General features: G+C 54.7%; 1 pseudogene. It reads right to left on the bottom strand.

Annotation, left to right across the window (positions count from 1 at the left end):
• Positions 1–39 precede the first annotated feature (39 nt).
• Positions 40–419 (bottom strand): annotated as a pseudogene (locus AB9F27_RS22095) (xanthine/uracil/vitamin C permease); the annotation flags it as partial.

Below are 419 nucleotides of genomic sequence, written 5' to 3'. Positions count from 1 at the left end.
CAGGGGTCAGGTAAGCCCGCCCCCTGCCCTGTTTATGGTTTATTCGCCAGGAGTCGCTTGGGGCTCATCCATCGGCAAGTTCTCGTTTTGCAACGCGTCTTCCTTGTGGAAAATCGGGTAAACATACAAGAACACGGCCGCGATCAAATAGCCCATGCTAACAGCGTTGAAGTCTGGCATATGCAGACTCGCCGCATGAATGATCCCAACCAGCGACATTCCGAAAGCGGCCAACGCGAAACCACCAGCATTGCGGAAATTGCCATCAATAACGCTTGCAACAATCGCCCCCCAAATAAGGCCCGTTAGAATGGCTCCTTGGCTGAGCGCCAAATGCCCTTCAAAATGCGCCCCTTGTTGCAGGAGTGCGGCGGTAAGGGCAGGGTCGCCAAGACGTGGCAATCCTTCGACACCAATAG

The organism is Falsihalocynthiibacter sp. CO-5D18 (assembly GCF_041205445.1).
Lineage (GTDB): Bacteria > Pseudomonadota > Alphaproteobacteria > Rhodobacterales > Rhodobacteraceae > Falsihalocynthiibacter > Falsihalocynthiibacter arcticus.
This window is presented reverse-complemented; position numbering and strand designations above follow the sequence as displayed.